This is a genomic window from Aeromonas sp. MR16 (assembly GCF_022549315.1).
Lineage (GTDB): Bacteria > Pseudomonadota > Gammaproteobacteria > Enterobacterales > Aeromonadaceae > Aeromonas > Aeromonas aquatica.
Map to the genome: position 1 here is coordinate 1 of NZ_JAKZFK010000019.1, position 16,058 is coordinate 16,058.

A 16,058-nucleotide genomic window follows, 5' to 3' on the forward strand; every position below is an offset into this window, starting at 1 on the left:
TAAGAGCCCGCCTTGGGCACCATCTCATCGAGCAGATCGCAGATGGTGTGCACCACCTCCAGATTCTGCTTCTCGTTGTGACCGCCGATGTTGTAGGTCTCACCCATCACGCCAGTGGTCACCACGGAATAGAGCGCGCGGGCATGATCTTCCACGTAGAGCCAGTCACGGATCTGGTCGCCCTTGCCATACACCGGCAGCGGCTTGCCATCCAGCGCATTCAGGATCACCAGCGGGATCAGTTTCTCGGGGAAGTGATAGGGGCCGTAGTTGTTGGAGCAGTTGGTGACCACGGTCGGCAAGCCGTAGGTACGACGCCAGGCGCGCACCAAGTGGTCGCTGGAGGCCTTGGACGCAGAGTAGGGGCTGCTGGGGGCATAAGGGGTCGTTTCGGTAAAGAGCGGCAACGTCTCGCCGGGCGCAACTTCATCGGGATGGGGCAGGTCGCCATATACCTCATCGGTGGAGATATGGTGGAAGCGGAAGGCCGCCTTGCGTGTCTCGTCCAGGCCGTTCCAATATGCACGGGCGGCTTCCAGCAGCATGTAGGTGCCGACGATATTGGTTTCGATGAAATCGGCAGGTCCGGTGATGGAGCGATCGACGTGGCTCTCTGCGGCCAGATGCATCACGGCATCGGGTTGGTGGGTGGCAAAGACGCGATCCAGCTCGACGCGGTTGCAGATATCTACCTGCTCGAAGGCATAGCGCTCGCTGCTCGATACTTCTGCCAAGGACTCCAGGTTGCCCGCATAAGTCAGCTTGTCGAGATTGATGACGGAGTCTTGGGTGTCACGGATGATATGGCGAACAACGGCAGAGCCAATAAAGCCGGCACCACCGGTCACGAGGATTTTCATATTACACGCTTGCCTTTTTATGAGACGTTGAGGTTAAGTTTTCGAGATAGTCGATAACTGACTGACCGATCTCATGATGCCGCATGGCATAAGTGATATTGGCCTTCATATAGCCCAGCTTGTTGCCACAATCATGGGATTGCCCTGTCATATGAAATGCATCGACAGTTTCTTGTCCTATCAACATGGCAATAGCGTCGGTCAGTTGTATTTCGTCGCCAGCACCGGGGGTAGTTTTTTTGAGCAATGGCCAGATATGGTTGCTTAAAACATAGCGGCCAACCACGGCCAGATTACTTGGCGCCGCATCTACATCAGGCTTTTCAACTAGGCCCACTATGGGGGCAGATTGACCGGGTTGCAGTGCTATCTGGTTGCAATCGGCAATGCCATACTTGTCGGTATCGCTCAGGGGAACCGGCTCCACCATTACCTGGCTTTGGCCAGTTAATTGATAGCGAACCAGCATGGCCGCCAGATTTTCGGCATGTTGATCGGCGGTATATTCATCCAGGATCACATCAGGCAATACGACGGCGAAAGGTTCATCACCAATAACTGGGTAGGCACACAAGACCGCATGGCCCAGACCTTTGGCCTCTCCTTGGCGCACATGCATGATGGTTACATCTTTTGGACAGATAGCCTGGATCTCATCAAGCAGTTTGCGTTTGACTCGGGCTTCAAGGGTTGCCTCCAGTTCGAACGAGGTATCGAAGTGGTTCTCGATGGCGTTTTTGGAGGAGTGAGTTACCAAGACAATTTCCTTGATCCCCGCGGCCACACACTCATTGACCACATACTGGATGAGTGGTTTGTCGACAATGGGTAACATCTCTTTGGGAATTGCCTTGGTTGCAGGCAACATGCGGGTACCAAGACCCGCGACAGGAATAACCGCCTTTCTAATTTTAATATTCTTATATGGCATAATTAATATTATCTCGTGCTGCTTTTTTAATTTATTAATGAATGTGCGTACTCTCTGGCATTGTACGCAAGCTTATGACGTTTTTGCTCGGCATTAACCAAAAGCGATAGCGCCTTTATCCATTTTTGTGGGTCATTATCCAGCAATACACCGTTTACGTTTTGCTCGATAAAATCACTGTAAGGGGCACAGTTGCTATAAATTCCCACTGCGCCCATTCTGACAAAGTCATAGAATTTGACCGGCCCTCGTGCCAGATTAAAAGCTGAATCGAGCAAAGGGGCCAGGCCGATATCCAGTTGATTGCTCTGAGTGTAAGCCAAGTAGTTTTGCCAGTTCATCGGATGTAACACCGACACTCTGGGCAGGTCCCGATAGAGTTTATATATATCATGTTCGCCAAAAATTTCGAAGCTGGCTTGTGGACACAGTGCCAACACCCCCTCGACCACCTGTCGCAGCCAGTATTTTTCATCCCGATGAGAACTGGACCCATGATAAGCAATTTTTACTGGCCGCTGTGCCACAAGGAGCAAGGGAGAGGGTTTGGCAGGCACGATATCAGGATTAAGGGATGCATATTTATTAGCCAGGTAAGGGGTCGATACCCAGATGTCATCGCAATACTCAGTGATCCATCTATGCTGAGCGGCAGAGCGTCGTATTATCTTTGAGCGGTATTCTTTTGGCAACGAATTTAATGCCGACGGATCGAACAGATCATCGTCCATGAAGTAGACCACCCTAGAGAGCCTATCGATGTTTTGTTCAATTTCTCGTTGCCATAGTGGGGTAATAAAGCGAATTATTACCATGGCCGCCCCCTCATCAATGGTGATGTCTGGGGTGGCTGATGTATCAATCAGCTGACATGCGGTACCCGGGAAACGATTCTTTATCGCCGCTTCAAAATAAGCCAGTGTAGGGGAGTTACCCTCATGCAGGATCAATAAATTTTGACACTCAATCAAAGAGTCGTATTGATTTCCATAACTCTGCTTACTTAACTTCAAGTAGGGTTTGAATAACGCCTTTCTAATCAATTCATCCATGGCAACACCACATTGGGAGCATGACTTAATGAAAAGTCTGGTCGGTCATAACTCAAGTTGGGGTTATAGGCCGGATCGTGTTCAAGCCGCTGAGCCCAGCGCTTCTTCATATAGCGCAGCTCCCTTTGTGCTCGCGCCAACTGTTGTGGCGTCACATCCTTGCCACGGGATACCGACTCATGATGATAGAGCTCTGCAAAAGGAGTCCAGACAACTCGCCAGCCAGCCTCACCCACACGCAGGCAATAATCCACATCGTTGAAGGCAACGGGCAGATTGCTCTCATCCAGACCACCGAGGGACAGAAAGAGCTGCCGATGAGTCAGCAGGCAAGCCGCAGTCACGGCAGAGAGCTCCTGAGCACAGACAGCCCTGCGTTGATAGCCGGGGTCATCAGAGGTAAGGCCTGCATGAAAGTGATCGGCGCAGCCGCCAGGCCCAACGGCATCGCCACCATGCTGTACTCGACCGTCACCATAATAAAGCTTGGCACCCACTACACCGACGCCTGGACGCAGCAAATGAGAGACCATTTCGTCCAACCAGTCCGGGCTCATGACCTCAGTGTCGTTATTGAGCAGGCAGATGAGCTCACCACTGGCCTGGCTCACTGCACTGTTATTAATGGCCGAGTAGTTGAACGGATGGTCATAAGGGATTACCCGTACCCCGTATTCCTGGGTGGCATGAGCCAAATAGGAAAGGGTACCGGCCTCATTGCTCTGGTTATCCATCACCAGGATCTCCAGATTGGGATAAAGAGTCCGTTGCACCAGACTGTCAATGCAGGGCTTGAGATGAGCCACGCCATTGCGGGTGGGGATGATCACCGAGACACGTGGCAATTGGGCTGGCAATGGCCAGTGCCAGCGACAGATCCCGTGGGGAGCAGGGGATACCGTCACGCCCGAAGGCATCACTTGGCTCGCCTGAGCGATCAGCCCATGATCATCCTGCTCTTCACAGGGTTGATGCATCATCAGCACTGGAATATGGGCTATCTGGGTGGCTTCCAGTTGCCGGGCAAGTCGTAACCACCAGTGATGGCACTCGGCCCGACTGACAGGTATATGGGAAGTACCTTGGTCACGCCATAAGGCGCCCCAGCCAATATAGTTTTGGCTGTGCAGCAGCGTTTCATTCCAATCCGGTTTGAAGTGGGGAGAGTGGCGTTTGCCATTCTCATCCCGCAGATCGTGATCCCCGTAAATCCATTTTGCATCCGGAGTCAGCCGCAACTGATGAGCGACCCAAAAGAGCGCAGCTGGCGCGAGCTCGCCCCCAAGAGGGATGGCCCAATGCCAGGTTTCGGCAGTGTGCTCAGACTCAGGCCTCTCAATGCCCTGCTCCAGCGGGGTGATGTGGCTTGTCGGGTAGCAGAGCGCCTCGATACTGGTCAGGGTGCGCTGGCGAGCGGCCTCATCCCCCTCGCCAACCAGATGCAGGTAGATATGAGGCAAGTTGCCCCAGCGAGCCAACAAGCGGCCAATCATCTGACGATCCCCTGGCAGCAAGCTATCGAAGGTGGCCAGCCAATGTTCGTAGGCGTGCAGGGGTCTGTCATCACGCAGTTTGCCAACCAGTTCATATGCCAGAGGCAGATTGGTTAGCCATAGGTGCCAGGATAATCCCAGACGTTTGCGCTTTTGAGCATTAAGCCGCCCGTAGAAGGGCCATACCCGGCGCAGACGGCGCCAGAGGCTCTCGATGGACGATGCCTGACGTATCTGGGTAAGCTCAACCAGGCAATCTGCCCCCTGATTGCTTGCCAACAAGGCGAGCTGACAGGCTCCCATGGGGAGATAGACCAGCTCTTGCAAGGTGCCACGGCGGGTGACGGGAAGTATCTGTTCATGCCAGCGCCCTTGGCGGCATTGCCAGCGCAACCGGGTTTCCCCCCGTGGTTGACGGGCCTGGACTTTGCCTTGAATAAAGAGCCAGCCTGATCGCAACGAAAATGAGTCTGGCAGGCTCAGGGGCTGCCAATGGTCATCGCTATACATAACAAGTTTCACAATCTGAAGAAGAGGGTGCCCAGTTTGACCACAGGGATGGCTGGTAAAGCATGGGCAAGAGAAGTGAAGGCCGCCGTGGAATCAGCCCATCCATTTCTTCATCTTGGTTCCGATCCAGGAGCCACCAGGGGTTGTCTCTTCGGCGGGGAGGGCCGCCATCCGCTCGCCAAGGGCGGCCATTTCTGCTTTGACCCTTGGAGCCAGAGCGGCGGCAAGCAGGCAGGTTTCATCGTTGCGATCATGGGCTTTGAAATAGGCTTTGTGCTTGACCCGGTTGGCGGTTGCCGCACTGCCGCGTAAGTGTTTTCCCAGCAAGAACTCTTCCAGCGACTTCACAACATAGTGATTGACCCGAACCCCACTCCAAAGTACCTCGGCACTGACCCCATTGCCGTGCTTGGGGTGCAATATCAAATCATTTCCCAAGGCATCGATATAACGGCCAGAGCGCAGCTCGGCATAGTGCGGGTTATGAAAACGATTCACCCGCTGTGGCCTCACGACGCTTTTAAAATTGTGGTGAACATTGAAAGATTGCGGCGCACGCTTGGTAAAACGCTCGGTTACTAGGCCATCTTCGGCAAACACCTCACCGTTGGACCCGAAATTGGCCCAGTTCAGGGCGAGGGCACTCACGTTTTCATCACCAAAGCGACTTGCGATAAATTCAGTCAGCGATTGATCTTGGCCAGTGGGTAGCAGAAATTCGTCGGCATCGATAAAGGCCAGCAGATCGATGGAGGCAGGACAGGATCGTAAGATGCGTTCATACGCCGGTAATTGGGGTTTATCCTCGCCGATGGTAGGATGATCCAGCACGGTGACCAACCCTAGTCGGGCCAAGGCACCAAGCAGCTCACGGCTGCCATCATGACTGCTGTTATCGGCGATGATAAAACCCTGAATACCCAGCACACGGTGATAGGCGATCCATTCCAGCAACCCGGAATGCTCATCTTTGATGATGGAAGCAATAAATAGTTTCAAAATTTATCCAACTGATAATAAAAATGCCATGCCGGCTTCATTGAAATGTTGAATGTTAGCACATATATTAAACATGTGAACAATTAGGCTGGGTTTAATTAATAACTATCGATTAAATTAATTTAATCGATATTCAACGGCTCAGCTTATAAGTGAAGTGGAAAATACATTTTATCATTGTGAATTGAATTTAAAAATTTTTTATCAAAGTCTTTATCTAATGTAATGATGTTATCTGAGAACAAAAAACCAGCTATGCCATATACATGGTCGCTTTCGTTTTCAATAATGAATGAACCGTTCACGTCAAATGGCAAGGACGTTAACTTTAAATATTTAGATCTAAGAAGTCCATGAGCCAACTGCCCACATGATGAAATCTTAAAAAGATTTTCATTCATATCTGACCAATGCAGGATGCCGATTAAACTATGGTCAAAAGGAACCTCAACGACTAACTTATCTTTTAGTTCAACAATATCACAAGAAAATAATGAAGTGGATTTTCTTATTCTAATAGTGCTTGATGGGGGGGGGACGTAAAACATCCTTGATTTTGATTTACATTTTAAATTGGAAGTCCTGTCCTCATCATTCCAATTTTCTATGAATTTAATGATCCAATTTGATATTAACTCAGAAAATTTACAATTTAAATGCGCAGGATCTTTGAAGGCTGATTTAATCTGTATATCATCTAATGATTCAAAATATGGATGACAATCTAGAATCGTCACATTAGATTGTGCGGCATAATATAAATGTGCTTTATAAATGTCATTTGAAAAAATTCCATGTATTCTTTTCTGAGTGGGCAGCAATAAGACAATTAGTTTTTTACTGATAGTGGCATCAAAATTATAGTAGTAATCAATGCAAGTGAGGAGCGCGGCCTTCGTTAACTCCTTGTTACCTACAAAGGAGACATCATTTACAAATGGCTCAACAATAATGTATTTTGCATTATCTAGTAGTTTTCGATGAATTAAGAATATTAGCGCTATATAGCTTGACGATGTTGCACCTAAAGACAGATTTATGACCTGATATAAAGCTATTTTTTTTGTGAAAAAATATGCCCATCCTTGACTCATAAGACTATTGCTTGCACCAATAATTACGATGTATTCATCATTACAAGTGCGCGCATTCAAGTTGTTTATTTTGTGTTCAATAATGTTTGAGTTATTAATGTTCATTTGCAGGGCCACGTTCTTTATGACTAATATCAAACATAGTGTCGGCAGATGAACCTAGGTCTAATGCAATACCACCAGAGTTTTTAATAATATCGCAATAAATAATCCCTAAAATTCCAGCTCCGACAAGTACGAGATCACCTGCTTTAATTTCTTCAGCAAGAAAATTAGATATTTTAAAAAAAACGTCCGGGTAATGCTTTGTGTTCTGTTCTTTGTTAGGTGAAACCTGCTTTGCAGGGACTGGTATCTTAATTATGTCACGGCCTAGTATAGAGGCTAGAGTTGAAATATCGCAATGTGTGATAACGTATAACTTATCCACTTGCATCAACAGTTTCTTGAAATCAGAGCTTTTTGAAAGATCATCGTAAATATTAACTGCGGTAAAATTTTTATTTTTATAGGCGTTTAAAATACGCAGATTATTGAATGTATTCTTTTCCAAAAGATGAAGCCGATTAGAGGATACTCTCTTTAGTGTTGGAACCGCAATGATATTACAGTTAATTACAGCGCGCTTTATTAATGTCGAAATATGATAAGTATCTGCCTCATCTAAAGTATATCCAAACTGATGGCTGTATATAAGCTTGATTTCTTCATGTGAGTACGAGTGTCCATAGCCAAGTAGCTTATTCTCGCAATGGTGAATTTTCAAAACACTATATGCTTTTTTTATTTCAAAAGAAGATGCTATTTCTATCAAGAATGCAGCTGTAGTAAGCATATTTTTATTTACTTCATTAAAGACTAATTGTTGCTCTAATTCACTCCATTTGTTGGATGGTTGCTTCTCGACTGTTAAACTAATTGTGAAATTATCTTTTTTATAGATAGGAGTTATACCAATGGCGTTAAACACTCGAGATAATAAGCTCGCTCTTGATTCTATTTTATTTTCATGATCAATATACTTAAATGATTCTTGACTGATTCCAATAAATGTAGAAAACAATGTCTTTACATTTATTTCCGATGAAAAATCCAATATTGAGCCTATAACAATTACACTTGTGAATATAAAGTGTTTTTCCAATATTTTAGATAGTTCAACTATGTTTGAAAAATAATGGACAGTCTCATTAAAGCTAAAGTTACCTTCGTGAATATTTATTGTTAAGGTTGAATTGGTATCTATATTTGAATGTCTCATCACCCCTTGAGTAAGCACAATTAATTTATTCATATTTTCTCATTTAAATATATGTTATATCAACGCTTAAGGAAATCAAAAAATGAGCTAATAAATGTAGCCATTGATAACTAAAAGTAATTAAAAGGCTAAAGCCTATTTTTGTGAGGGATTTTTTTCGAATCAGTCTAGTGAAATGACGGCTTTTTATATGGCTTAAGTAAGGGCGTTTGTTTATAAGTTTCTTAATCGGACCCAAAGAGATCTCTAGTGTAGACCTTGTCTGCTACATCGACCAGTTCGCTGGCCATTCGGTTGCAGAGGATCACGTCGCTAAGGGTTTTGAACTCATCCAGATCGCCAATAACACGAGAGTGGAAGAAAGTTGTTTCCTTGAAGGTGGGTTCAAATATCACCACCTCTATCCCCTTGGCTTTTATTCGCTTCATAATCCCCTGGATGGCAGAAGAGCGGAAGTTGTCAGAGCCTGCTTTCATCACTAAGCGGTGGATGCCGACCACCTTGGGATTGCGACGGATCACGCTGTCGGCAATAAAATCTTTGCGGGTGGTGTTGGCATCAACGATGGCGCGAATCAGGTTGTTGGGCACTTGGTTGTAGTTGGCCAGCAACTGTTTGGTATCCTTGGGCAGGCAGTAGCCACCATAGCCAAAGGAGGGGTTGTTGTAGTGGCTGCCGATGCGCGGGTCGAGACCAATCCCCTCGATGATTTGACGGCTGTCCAGCCCATGGGATTGGGCATAGGTGTCCAGCTCGTTGAAATAAGCCACCCGCATCGCCAGGTAGGTATTGGCAAACAGCTTGATGGCCTCGGCCTCTGTACTGCCAGTCAGCAACACAGGCACATCCTGCTTGATGGCCCCCTCTTTGAGTAGATCGGCAAAGAGTTGGGCCCGCTCGCTGCATTCACCCACGACGATACGAGAGGGGTGGAGGTTGTCATATAGCGCCTTGCCTTCGCGCAGGAATTCGGGGGAAAAGAGCAGATTCTCCGTGCCAAGTTCGCGCCGCATTCGCTCGGTAAAACCCACCGGAATGGTGGATTTGATCACCATCACCGCCCGAGGGTTGATGGACATCACATCGCGGATCACCGCTTCGACTGTGCTGGTATTGAAGTAGTTGGTCTCGGGATCATAGTCGGTCGGGGTGGCGATAATCACAAAGTCGGCGGTTTCATAGGCTTCAAATTTATCCAGCGTTGCCTTTAAATTGAGCTGCTTGCTGCCCAAGTACTCTTCGAGCTCTTTATCTGCAATAGGGGATTGGCGCTCATTAATCAGCTCGACCTTCTCTGGCACTACGTCCAAGGTTATAACATGATGATGTTGAGCTAGTAATACAGCATTTGATAACCCAACATAACCAGTTCCGGAAATACATATATTCATAATGCACCAATAGAAATACTTAAAGGGAAATTTAAATCACTATGAATATAGAACAATTAGGTAGACCACCAGAAATTGAATTTTTCAAATCCATCCCCTCTTGTTTTTATATTTTCGATTGCATCCATAAGAGAGCCTACGTCAATAGATATACCACCATGTCGGAATACGGTGTCACAATATATTTTACCAAGTATCCCTGCGCCAATTAATACAACGACTCCAGGGGACACAATGCGTTCTATTTCCTGTTCTATTTTGTTAAATGCTTCAGGGTAATGCTGGTAAATATGATCGTCATTTCCTTTGAATCTATTTTCTGCAGGAATACTTATTTTTTTTATAGTTTTTCCTAGTTTATGTTCTAGGGCACTAATATCTCTGCACGTAATGGCAACAATGTTTTCAGCACTCTCAATGATTTTCTTAAAAGCTTCATTTTGTCCTAGATCATAGTGAATGTTGACGTTGGTGAAAAGTTGATCTTTTAAAAGTGATAATTTATATAAATGTATCCTGGTAGAGTGTTCTAGTAATCTCAATTTACTAGAGTTAAGATCATTATCCTGTGGTATTCCTAATACAGTAGAGTTTTTTACAGCTTCTTTAATTCTAGACGAGATGTAACCTGTTTCTTTTTGATTTAAAACTTTACCAAATTGTATATCATAGGTGATGTCAGCTTCTTCCTTTGAAAAACTGAAATCATACCCTAGAATTCTATTTTCACAATGATTTAATCTTATAAAACTAAATGGCTTTTTAGATGCTATGTGATCTGAAAGTAATGATATGAACTGATCATGACTAATTGTCTTCTCGGAGGTCGCTCGCTTAACTTCTTGATGACAAAAGCGGGACCATCTAGTTGGAAAGTCGAAATCTAAAATGATATAGCCATCATGAATTCTTACAGATGGTTCTTCATTAATAGCAGTAAAACATCTATTTAATAGCGTAAGCTTGCTGCTTATTCTACTTTTTTCATCCACATATAATAAGCGACCCTTAACTAAGCTAGTAAAGCCAGCAAAAGCGGTCCTTATATTTATTTCTGATGAAAAATGGCTTATGGCACCGTATATTATAATTTGCTCTATATTAAGCGACTCTTTTTCTAAGCAAAAAAGGAACTCTAATATGTTGCTGAATGTAAATTTTACATTTCCAATGATGGTTGTACCGGAAGAGATATTTACTTTAATTACATCATTCATTAGTTCTGGAAATATAGCTTCAGAAATATAAAAGCCATCATCATTATTAGATACAATTAGTTTCATTTTGTTGACCTTTATTTAAAGATGATAGCTTCAATGCGAGATACCCATTGGACAATATCATTGTCGACTTTATATATCTTCGAGTTATTCGATAGATCAATTGTGGTATATGGAGTAATATTGCTACACACGATAGGTAAACCCAAGGTCGCCAACTCTAAAACCTTTAAAGGGCTTTTCTTTTCCGAAAACGTCTCATTTACTAATGGTGCAACACCAAGATCAAAATTATGAGAAATTCTAATCATCCAATTTACAAAAATATCATAGCGAGAACTTGGTGGTGCCAGTCTAGTAATACTACTGTTTTCAGAGAAATCGCCACACCCTATAACAAACAAATGAACCTTTTCCTCATTCTCATTTATTTTGTTTATAACAGATACTAAAAAGTTTAAGTCCTCTTGATGTGTCTTCGAACCGAAATAAACAATACTCTTCGTTACATCATTTTTTTCTATATTTATCCTCTCTTCCGGAGAAATATTCATATTCCACCGATGAGGAAATATTTTATTAGGCCTTATTATTGTATTGCTATTGTATTCAGATATTGTCATTGCGAGCGAGGGGTTGGTGACATGCACTGATTCTGCATTAATTAAAAGTTGTTTAAAGTGTTCTTTATATTTTTTATAACATCCGTCAGTATCAATGGTATCAGGAACATGCAAGAGATCGTCATCGATTTCATATTCAAACGGAATTAGATTTCTTTTCAGTGAGTTGATACACCATTCTACAGCAATACTAGGTATTGCATCCCTCTGAATAATAACTCTATTCAGTTCGTTGTTCTTATATGTCAAAAGCTCGTGCCATGCCATAAACTCAACTTTTAATTTTGTTTTTTTCTCAAATTCATCCTTCCAATCTATGAGTCTAACATATGCAGTCGGCGGGACATTAGGGTAATATCCTTTCATGACTATACCCAAAGTTCGCTTCTCTGGAAGTTGTGTTTTAAATGAATCCTGATAAATAAATATATATTTTTCAGTCATTCTACTGACAGTATTATACGTACCATAGCCACTTTGCCACTCGGCAACAAACTTAAGCTTATCTTCGATTTGATGTGGATTATTGCAAAGTGAGATTAACTGTTCATAACACTCTTTAGGATCATTGTTCACTAACCAGCCAGCGCTATGTTCTTTAATTCTCTTTTCGACGGCGCCATAAGATAGTCCTATTACAGGGAGGCCTGATGCCCAACTCTCAGTTAATGTGTGACAATAAGTTTCTGGCCATATAGAGAACACCGCTGAGATATCAGGATTAATTTCCGCTACTTTTTTAGTAAACTCATTCCTATGATATTTTCCATGATAAGTGACAACCTCCATGAGGTCTTTATCGCACGTACCTAATACATGGAAATTAATCTGATTGTTTACATCGAGCGCTTTAATTTGTTTTATTAGAAACTTGCCTTTTGTGAGGGTTATATTCCCTGGTACGAGAACATTAATACTATTACTTGAGAATGTTTTTTTAGGTTGTATGTAACTATCGAAATCTCGGCCATGTGGTATAACTGTAAAGGGAATATATTTTAATTTTGGCAAGCTCTTTAATATTATTTCTTTGGCACTTTCACAAGTAGTAATAAAGTGGTCGCAGTATGATAGGGCATGTGTCATTCTTTCCTTCCATGCTATAAGCATGGATGGTGTCATCGGATTAACAGTTTCATCATGCCATAATGGATTGTTAATCCCATGGTCCAAACCGTCTATAAACAGTTCTCCATTTTCATCAACTAAGTTTACTGAGGGGCAAAGGGTATAAAAATCATGAAATGATTTTATTACCGGAATACTCATCTCCTTTGCTATCTGGGGTAGCTTCAGGCTATGCCACGCAATGTGTCGTATGTGTAAAAGCTCTATGCTGTACTTGTAAATTATGCTTCGAACAACCTGCTCATATTCGAATGACCTATGGGTAGAAAAAATAACAGGTTCTTGAAGATGAAATTTTTCTATAACCTCATAATCTTTATCACCCGCTCGCATGATTTCAATTGTTTTGGAGTTTGATGCTAGAACATAGCAATCATAAATATCACTTAAGGCCCGCATAAGGTCGTAGTTTGTCTTCGGTGTTCCGCCTGTGCGAGTTGATATGACAAATAATATCTTCGGCTTTACTATAGCCCCATTTTGGGGCGTTTTATTTATCTTGTTGTCAATCAAATCCCTAGATTTTTTAAATAAGGCGGATTTCGAGATAGCTTTAATCGCGCCAGAGTAATATGGGTGATCATTTTTAACTTGAGAAATTCCTTGCTCAATAAGCAGTTCTTTTTCACCTTTAAATGATGCTGAGCGTTTATGATATACAAATGTCTTGATGTCGATAATGTTGACCCATCCTTTGGAGACGGCCCTCATACAGAAATCGTTTTCTTCACCATAGCCGCGTGGAAATTTAGCCATATCGAATATACCGATATCATCGATTAATTCACGTTTAATGAAAAGACAAAAGCCATTTCCTGTTGGTGTTGTGACAAACGCTGAGTCGATAGAAGACGCTACTAGTCGAGCAATATGGGTAATCGAAAAATGATCAGGTATATCGTTCCAGCCTGCCTTGGGTACTGAGAATGCCCCTGCACCATTAGATACAGCAGTTACAGTACCAATATCGTTGCTTTGATATGCAGCTATAGACATTTGTCTGAGCCAGTTTTTTGATACGATTGTGTCACTATTCAAAAGAACAACGTCATCTTCCCCACAAAGAGAAAGACCATAATTAACGTTGTTTGTATATCCGATATTCTTCTTGTTATGAATTATCCTAACGCCGGATATATTTTTGTAAGTATTTAGTCTGGTATATATATTATTATCTGTGCTAGCATCATTAATCACTAAAAGTCTAATGTTACTACCAAGATGCGTGTTTTGAATCACACTATCTAAGCAATCTGTAACCTCATCAATAGCATTGTAGACGGGTATTATTATAGTTATTTTTATTTTTGAAAGCTTTGAAGGAATATTGATTAAGCTGATTTTTTTTTGTTCTTTTTGTGATTTTGAGATTGCCCTTTTTTCGTTTACACCGTATTTAAGGTAATGATAAAGTGGGTTCATCCCTGATTTTCTTACATCACTATGTAAATAGTAGTAGAAGGAACCATCAAATTTTTCTGATGTACGATTTAGAATAGCATTAGGTGAAGATATATAATGTGCTAGTGAGGTAATATTAACCTCTATATTATAAACACTTTTATAAAATGCAGGGTCGAAAAATTCATTAGGCCAGCGATTCTCTCTATGGCCATGACGGATAAAATGACGGATTGGGTCTAGTTTTTTTTGTGAAACATCTTTATATCTTCTATTGTAGTATTCTGAGTCAAATAGCCCAGAATCTTTTATCATTTTGTACTCTGCATCATACGATAGTGTGTTTTTTGAGGAAGGGGATTCATCATCTTTTGGGATGAGTGATTCTTCATATGAAAGCAAAGTATTTTTTTGTTTTTTTGTTTTTATATTTTTTATTTTTCTTAAAAAATCAGTTACTATCATGTAGTTACCTTTTTTACAATGCACCAGGCGTAATTAAGTGCTTTAATATTGTCTAAGTTGATTGCAACATGTAAATATGGTTGCTTATAAGTATTTTCCCGTGATAAATTTCTATTGGGTTATGATGACCTCGAATTACATTCAATTATAATGCATGGCATTATTTACTCTACTTAAATGCCACATGAAAAATAGCTAGTGGTAATGTATGCTTAATATTTATTATTTTTATAATAAATATTCCTGAATGACATCTCCCTAGAGGATGTTTGTTTTGTCCCTATTTGGTAGTCAAGTTTTTTTAGTACAATGAAGTGCAGGTAATACACTATTAAACTGTCGGAAACGAAGTGTTGAAAGCTGGTTGCATATAACCGCCAGCAGAGGCAGCTGTATTCGAGGTTGCATTCCTATCAGTCTTGATGCTCACGCAGGGTGGCAAGGCCCATCACGATCAGCCCATAGAAGAGGATAAGCAGCACGCTTACCGTGGCCAAGTTATAGAGACGGCGAGGATATTCCGCATCTTGGGCCAGGCTCGGCTGGCTGATGACCAACAGGTGTTTGAGCTTGCGATACGCCTCTATTCTGGCCTGCTCCAAGCTAATGAGGCCTGTCTTGTAGAGATCTGCCGCCAGGGTAGCCTGGGTCTGCATATCCATGTAACTGGCGGTGATCTCGTTCATGGCATCTTTATCAAGGCCGGTGAGCTTGGCGCGCTCCTGCTCCAGTTGCCTGGTCAAGGCATCTACTCGACTCTGCACCGAGATGACAGCGGGAGCAGTGCCCTTCATATAACTGCGCAGTTGCTTCAATTCTGCCTGTTGGCGCACTAGCTCGGCTTCAATCTGGCTGACTACCCCAAGACGGGCACTGCTGGTGGATTCCGGGCTGATCAGTTGATGGGTGTTTTGAAAGGCCAGCACCTTGGTTTTTTCATCCTGCAGCCGTTGATAGGCGCGATCGACCTCTTTCTCTACAAAGGCCAGTTGATCCAGTGCGACCTGATGCCCCAGTTTATTGATAAAGTGCTCGGACTCTTTGAGCATCAGGCCCACCACCTGCTGACCATATTCGGGATCAAATGCCTGCAATTCGATGGTGAGCACCCCTGACAGTTCGTCGAGGCGCAGCGTCAGGTGCTTACGGTAGTATTCGATGAAGTCTTCCCGGCTGACATCCTGCGGCAGACGGGAAAAATAGTCAGCCTTGTCACTCTGGTAATGGGACTTGAGGCCTAGCTCCTTGTCGAGCTTGGACAGCAGATCCCAGGATTTCAGGTATTCCTGGATCAACAGCACATCCTGATGATTGCTGCCACCCAGGCCTAGCATCGAGAGGGCATCTGGCAGCATCTTGATCTGATCTGCCTGCTTGATCATCAGCTCTGCTCGGCTCACATAACGGTCAGAGACGATGACACCCAGATAGAGGGTGGCGATGGCAAAACAGGCTAGCACCCAGAGAAAACTGCCGAGCTTGAGACTCTGCTGCCAGGAGCGGTGGGCAATCTGAAAGCTGTTGGAGTCGATAAAGAAACGTTTGGGCTCGTTGCTTAGTTTGCGCAGTTTGCGCATGAGGCGTGATGGTCTTTCGGAACTTATAGGTTGGGTCATAGTGGATGCAGCTT

General features: G+C 43.5%; 11 protein-coding genes. All 11 read right to left on the reverse strand.

All coding sequences use genetic code 11. The features are described 5' to 3' along the window. Positions 1-860: dTDP-glucose 4,6-dehydratase (rfbB, locus tag MM194_RS14230; RefSeq protein ID WP_241343913.1), on the reverse strand; the 860-nt coding region annotated here is incomplete at its 3' end. A gap of 1 nt (position 861) precedes the next feature. Next, positions 862-1,791, reverse strand: a complete 930-nt coding sequence (gene galU, locus MM194_RS14235) for a UTP--glucose-1-phosphate uridylyltransferase GalU (protein WP_241343914.1) — start codon at positions 1,789-1,791, stop codon at positions 862-864. Positions 1,792-1,817: 26 nt separating this feature from the next. Beyond that, positions 1,818-2,843, reverse strand: a complete 1,026-nt coding sequence (locus tag MM194_RS14240; RefSeq protein ID WP_241343915.1) for a glycosyltransferase family 1 protein — start codon at positions 2,841-2,843, stop codon at positions 1,818-1,820. Beyond that, complete coding sequence (locus MM194_RS14245; protein ID WP_241343916.1) at positions 2,831-4,846, reverse strand: glycosyltransferase family 2 protein; 2,016 nt, start codon at positions 4,844-4,846, stop codon at positions 2,831-2,833. The genes MM194_RS14240 and MM194_RS14245 overlap by 13 nt, the downstream gene beginning before the upstream one ends. 93 nt (positions 4,847-4,939) lie before the next feature. Then, complete coding sequence (locus tag MM194_RS14250) at positions 4,940-5,845, reverse strand: glycosyltransferase family 92 protein (RefSeq protein WP_241343917.1); 906 nt, start codon at positions 5,843-5,845, stop codon at positions 4,940-4,942. A gap of 146 nt (positions 5,846-5,991) precedes the next feature. Continuing rightward, a complete protein-coding gene (locus MM194_RS14255; RefSeq protein WP_241343918.1) occupies positions 5,992-7,044 on the reverse strand; it encodes a hypothetical protein in 1,053 nt (350 codons plus the stop codon). Beyond that, complete coding sequence (locus MM194_RS14260; RefSeq protein ID WP_241343919.1) at positions 7,034-8,233, reverse strand: hypothetical protein; 1,200 nt, start codon at positions 8,231-8,233, stop codon at positions 7,034-7,036. Before MM194_RS14260 ends, MM194_RS14255 begins: the two co-directional genes overlap by 11 nt. A gap of 191 nt (positions 8,234-8,424) precedes the next feature. Beyond that, a complete protein-coding gene (locus MM194_RS14265; protein WP_241343920.1) occupies positions 8,425-9,591 on the reverse strand; it encodes a nucleotide sugar dehydrogenase in 1,167 nt (388 codons plus the stop codon). Positions 9,592-9,647: 56 nt separating this feature from the next. Next, on the reverse strand, positions 9,648-10,874 hold the full coding sequence (locus MM194_RS14270) for a hypothetical protein (RefSeq protein ID WP_241343921.1): 1,227 nt from the start codon (positions 10,872-10,874) through the stop codon (positions 9,648-9,650). Positions 10,875-10,885: 11 nt separating this feature from the next. Beyond that, positions 10,886-14,428, reverse strand: coding sequence for a glycosyltransferase (locus MM194_RS14275; RefSeq protein ID WP_241343922.1), 3,543 nt, complete (start codon positions 14,426-14,428; stop codon positions 10,886-10,888). Positions 14,429-14,841: 413 nt separating this feature from the next. Then, positions 14,842-16,044: a sugar transporter gene (locus MM194_RS14280; RefSeq protein ID WP_347006506.1), complete on the reverse strand. Its 1,203-nt coding sequence runs from the start codon at positions 16,042-16,044 to the stop codon at positions 14,842-14,844. Between the last annotated feature and the right edge of the window lie 14 nt (positions 16,045-16,058).

What these genes read in the sequence shown, in the direction of transcription:
- MM194_RS14260 (WP_241343919.1), bottom strand. Translation starts at nt 8,233, where the DNA reads ATGAATAAATTAATTGTGCTTACTCAAGGGGTGATGAGACATTCAAAT.
- MM194_RS14275 (WP_241343922.1), bottom strand. Translation starts at nt 14,428, where the DNA reads ATGATAGTAACTGATTTTTTAAGAAAAATAAAAAATATAAAAACAAAA.
- MM194_RS14280 (WP_347006506.1), bottom strand. Translation starts at nt 16,044, where the DNA reads ATGACCCAACCTATAAGTTCCGAAAGACCATCACGCCTCATGCGCAAA.
- galU (WP_241343914.1), bottom strand. Translation starts at nt 1,791, where the DNA reads ATGCCATATAAGAATATTAAAATTAGAAAGGCGGTTATTCCTGTCGCG.
- MM194_RS14255 (WP_241343918.1), bottom strand. Translation starts at nt 7,044, where the DNA reads ATGAACATTAATAACTCAAACATTATTGAACACAAAATAAACAACTTG.
- MM194_RS14265 (WP_241343920.1), bottom strand. Translation starts at nt 9,591, where the DNA reads ATGAATATATGTATTTCCGGAACTGGTTATGTTGGGTTATCAAATGCT.
- MM194_RS14270 (WP_241343921.1), bottom strand. Translation starts at nt 10,874, where the DNA reads ATGAAACTAATTGTATCTAATAATGATGATGGCTTTTATATTTCTGAA.
- MM194_RS14245 (WP_241343916.1), bottom strand. Translation starts at nt 4,846, where the DNA reads ATGTATAGCGATGACCATTGGCAGCCCCTGAGCCTGCCAGACTCATTT.
- MM194_RS14240 (WP_241343915.1), bottom strand. Translation starts at nt 2,843, where the DNA reads ATGGATGAATTGATTAGAAAGGCGTTATTCAAACCCTACTTGAAGTTA.